General features: G+C 46.4%; 5 protein-coding genes. All 5 read right to left on the bottom strand.

The window, feature by feature from the left end; genetic code table 11:
- Positions 1-160, bottom strand: a 160-nt coding sequence (gene hfq / locus B7Y67_RS11075; RefSeq protein WP_293598694.1) for an RNA chaperone Hfq, incomplete at its 3' end; no start/stop codon positions are given.
- A 219-nt stretch (positions 161-379) separates the two neighbouring features.
- On the bottom strand, positions 380-1,744 hold the full coding sequence (gene der, locus B7Y67_RS11070; RefSeq protein WP_215300983.1) for a ribosome biogenesis GTPase Der: 1,365 nt from the start codon (positions 1,742-1,744) through the stop codon (positions 380-382).
- The gene (gene bamB / locus B7Y67_RS11065; protein WP_293598693.1) at positions 1,741-2,895 is read right to left on the bottom strand and encodes an outer membrane protein assembly factor BamB; all 1,155 of its coding nucleotides are present in this window, start codon (positions 2,893-2,895) and stop codon (positions 1,741-1,743) included. Before bamB ends, der begins: the two co-directional genes overlap by 4 nt.
- Complete coding sequence (locus B7Y67_RS11060; protein WP_293598692.1) at positions 2,895-3,554, bottom strand: tetratricopeptide repeat protein; 660 nt, start codon at positions 3,552-3,554, stop codon at positions 2,895-2,897. Before B7Y67_RS11060 ends, bamB begins: the two co-directional genes overlap by 1 nt.
- A 47-nt stretch (positions 3,555-3,601) precedes the next feature.
- On the bottom strand, positions 3,602-4,758 hold a 1,157-nt coding region (gene hisS, locus B7Y67_RS11055; protein WP_293598691.1), incomplete at its 5' end, for a histidine--tRNA ligase.

The following is a 4,758-nucleotide window of genomic DNA, read 5'->3' as shown; positions in this document are numbered from 1 at the left end:
GCGTTACGGTATTACGCAAGAGCACTACATACTGATCAAATGATTCAATATTGCCTTGCAGTTTGATTCCGTTAACAAGATAGATGGATACAGGGACATGCTCTTTGCGCAAGGCATTGAGAAACGGATCCTGTAGTAATTGGATTTTGCTGTTATTCATACTGCTCCTTATTGATTTTTATTCGTTGCTTCTTTTTTGGGAGTCTTGCTTTTTTATTTATGCGCTGCTTATTACTACTTAGTGCTACTAACTGCGAATGTCTACCTCCAACATAAGGGGTCTGATATTCAAAAATCAAGCCCCCTAACTAAAACTTGGCTAAAACTTAGTCAAAACATACTTAAACCATATCAAAACTGTACCGCTATTTTTAACTTCTTACTTCTTTTTGCCTTTTTTACCTTTGTCCGCATCAACATAGGGGTTTTTGGCAGTATTCATCTGAATACGTAATGGCGTGCCGCGTAACTTAAATACATCCCTAAAGCGGCCTTCTAAGTAACGCTTATAGCTATCAGTTACACCACTCAAGGATGTCCCATGAATCACCACAATAGGTGGATTCATACCACCCTGGTGGGCATAGCGTAATTTTGGACGACCCATGCCTACACGCTTAGGCTGCTGATGCTCAATTGCCTCTTGCAAAATACGGGTCAGTTTTGGTGTTGGCAATTTCGCCATCGCTGCAGCATAGGCAAGATCAACGTCTTTAAATAACTCTTTAAGGCCGGTACCTTTCTTCGCAGAGATGGGATGCACGTTTGCAAAATCGAGAAAGCGCAGTTTTTGAGCAATCTCCAAACGGGCACGCTCTTTAACGTAAGCATCCAAACCATCCCATTTATTTACAGCAACAACCAATGCACGCCCTGCTTCCACGATAAATCCCGCGATATGCGCATCTTGCTCCGAGATATCTTGCTGAGCATCGAGCATCAGGATAACTACGTTGCAATCAGCAATGGCTTGCAATGTTTTAACAACCGAGAACTTCTCAATTGCCTCAAATACTTTGCCACGACGACGCAGACCAGCGGTATCTACCAGGATGTATGGCTTGCCATTACGCTCAAAAGGAACTTCAATCGCATCACGCGTTGTTCCTGGCATATCAAATGCAATCACGCGCTCTTCACCGATCAATTTATTGATCAAAGTGGATTTACCAACGTTAGGACGACCAACCACCGCAATTTTCATTGGGCGATTGGGGTCATTTTCTTGCTCTTCTGGCTCTGGCTCTGGAACTCCCAAAGAATCCAAAGCATCGTCAATCAGACCACGCACACCATCACCATGTGCTGATGAAATCGGGAATGGCTCACCCAAACCTAATTCATGGAAGTCTGCAGTGACAACGCCAGCTTGCATGCCCTCAGTTTTATTGACTGCCAGAATGACTGGTCTACCTGTCTTGCGCAAGAAATCCGCAATCACACGATCTTGTGGTGCCATACCCAAGCGACCATCGACTAAGAAAATTACGATATCGGATTCAGCAACGGCTTGCTTGGTTTGCTTCGCCATCTCGGCAACAATGCCAGTCTTTGCTACTGGTTCAAAACCACCAGTGTCCACGCAAATAAATGCGCGGTCGCCAATACGACCTTTGCCATAGTGACGATCACGGGTCAAGCCCGAGAAATCTGCCACCAATGCATCGCGTGAGCGCGTTAAGCGATTAAAGAGTGTCGATTTACCAACGTTAGGACGACCGACAATAGTGATGACTGGATTCATTTTGGACTGTACGCCGCTAGTTTTCCACCTTGAGATTGAATCAAGATGAGGCCGTTCACCGCAATCGGTGCGGCTGAGATTGGACTACTGTCATGACGAATGCGTGACAGCATTTCACCATTCGCTTGTGAGAGTGCATGCACATATCCTTGCGCATCACCCAAGAGGAGAACCTTGCCAACGGCCAAGGGTTCGCCAACATCTCTAAACGTCAGCTGGGTGTTCTCCCAAAGCTGGGAGCCATCCTTGACAGCAAATGCAGTGACATAGGATTTTTCATTTGAAGAAAAAACCAGATCAGGGCTTTGTGCTGTTCCGGTGTAGCTTGAATAATCCTTGAACCACAATAAATTGCCTGTACGCGCTTGGCCACAGCCCACACGACCCTGGTAAGAAACGGCGCAAATAATTTCACCATCCATACTTGGTTTAGCAGTCACATCATTAAGGCGCTCAATTTCAGAAAATCCTTTTGGAAACGAAACCGGGGTCTCCCAAACGAGGCCACCATTTGCAATCGCAATCATGCCAAAACGACCACCGGCAAATCCAGTCACAATCACCTCATTACCAATTGCGAGCATGCCATAGCCAACACGCAAAGATAAAGCGGATTGTTGGCGTTGATAGGCCCACTTACGCACACCTGTCTGCGCATCTAGACCAACGAAACGATTATCCAATGTACGAATGATTGCTACGCCACCTGCAACTACAGGCTCTGAAAGCACTTCACTACCTACACTGACATTCCATATCAGCTTACCAGTATCGTCATAAGCATAGACTGTGCCTTTAGTAGTCACGACTGCTGTAGTGCGTCCGTCAGATCCAGGCCCAATAGATAGGCGATCTGGCACGGAGACTTCCCAGATTTTTTCACCGGTGCGCAAATCGATCTTAGTGAGATTGCCACGGTGTGATGCTGCATAGACTGCATCACCCACTACCGCAGGATGAAAGTTAAATGACTCCGATGAACCAACATTAGTTGACCAGATCGGCGCTAACTCAAACTGATTGTTAACTTGCACGAGCTCAGCGGGCTTGCGTACACGCGAACTGCCAGAGCACGCTACCAATGCAACTACTACAGAGCCTAATACGAGGGCTGTGCTTGCTAGTTTTGCTACGCGTTTGCAATCCATCATCACTGAGCAACCCCTCCGACGGCATCCAATTTAACCTTTAAAAGGCGGCGAGCCTCCTCAGGAAATTCTTTTGATTGATTTAACTGCACCCAAGCAGCCTCGTAACTCTTACGCGCATCGGTAGAATTATTTTGCGCCAAATACCAGTCGCCACGTCGTTCTAACCACAATGCCTCAAAACCTGCAACGGGCTTATCTTTGAGGATTGCATCAGCTTCTGCAAAATCTTTTTCTGTACCAAGCTCAATTAATTGAGCGCTTAAGCGCAACTTAGCTAGAGCTAAGTACCCCATGTCTGATGAATTCTTAGCAGCCCAGCGCAAATATTCAATCGATTTTTGAATATCACCTGCATCAGAAGCAATCTTTGCAGCCACTAAACTCGACATTGCCGCGTAACTTGATCCGGAATACTGCTTTTGTAAATCATCAGCAGCACGTAGGGTTTGATCTTTATCGCCTTTACCAATTGCAGTGACCATTGTTTCGTATAGCTGAGATGCAGAGGCGGCCTGACTTGTGCGCCACCATTGGTATCCACTATAGGCTGCGTAGGCAAACAAGGCAGCAGTGATTACAGCAGTAATCAGGTTGCGATACTTTTGCCAAAATGCTTTAAGTTGATCTAATTGTTCTTGTTCTTCTAGGTCTAAAGGCATGTCAATCCAGGCTAATAAATACAGTATTAATAATGAATGTCTTAATTCTATTCGGTGGCGCCAACTATGGCATCAATTACCGCTTCCACCACGCTATCCAGGGCTACTGCCTTCTGCTCCCCAGTACCTCGTAAATCCTTGAGCTGAGCCTCGTTCTTAGCTAGCTCATCAGGCCCAATAATGACAGCATAGGCTGCCCCACTGGCATCAGCCTTCTTCATTTGTGACTTAAAGCTAGCAGTTTGACCATCTGGAGGGCAAAAGAGGATTACGTCGATTCCGGCATTACGCAGGCGCTCAGCGATGATCATGGCCGCCGTCAAAGTCTCACCGCCTTGGTGAATCACAAAGGTATCGCATTGAGCCTGGGGTTCTGGCAAGGAACCAGAAACCTTCATTAATTCTAGAACTCGCTCCATACCCATTGCCCAACCACAAGCCGGGGCGGCTTTACCACCCATCCGTTCAATTAAAGGGTCATAGCGACCGCCACCAGCAATCGTGCCCTGAGCACCCAACTCTTCGGTAATCCACTCAAAAACCGTTAGGTTGTAGTAATCCAAGCCACGCACTAAGCGAGGATTGATCTTGCAAGGAATGTTGTTGGCTTTCAATAATGTTTGTACAGCCTCAAAATGCTTAAGAGACTCTTCACCCAAGAAATCCAGTAACTTTGGAGCACCCTCAATCAAATCTTGCATTGCTGGATTCTTAGAATCCAAGATACGCAAAGGGTTTGTTAATAAACGACGCTGAGAATCTTCATCGAGCTGCTCTTGATGTTTCTCAAAGTACGTTACCAAGGCAGCACGATGCTCAGCACGCTCTGGAGCTTGCCCAAGAGAATTGATCTCCAGACGTACACCCTTGAGTCCAAGCTCATCCCACAGACGTTGACCCATCAAAATGATTTCTGCATCTATATCTGGGCCAGCAAAGCCCATCGCTTCAATACCAAATTGATGGAACTGGCGATAGCGACCACGCTGTGGACGCTCATGACGGAACATTGGTCCTGTATACCAAAGACGCTTTGGTCCTTCGTAGAGCAAATTATTTTCAACTACAGAACGAACTACGGCGGCAGTACCTTCTGGACGTAATGTGAGCTGCTCACCATTGAGACGATCTTCGAAGGAATACATTTCTTTTTCAACGATATCGGTTACTTCACCAATGCCACGCTGAAACACTGCAGTTGCCT

The organism is Polynucleobacter sp. 35-46-11 (assembly GCF_002281105.1).
Note: the sequence above shows the minus strand (reverse complement) of the source record. Positions and strands in the feature narration are given on the sequence as shown.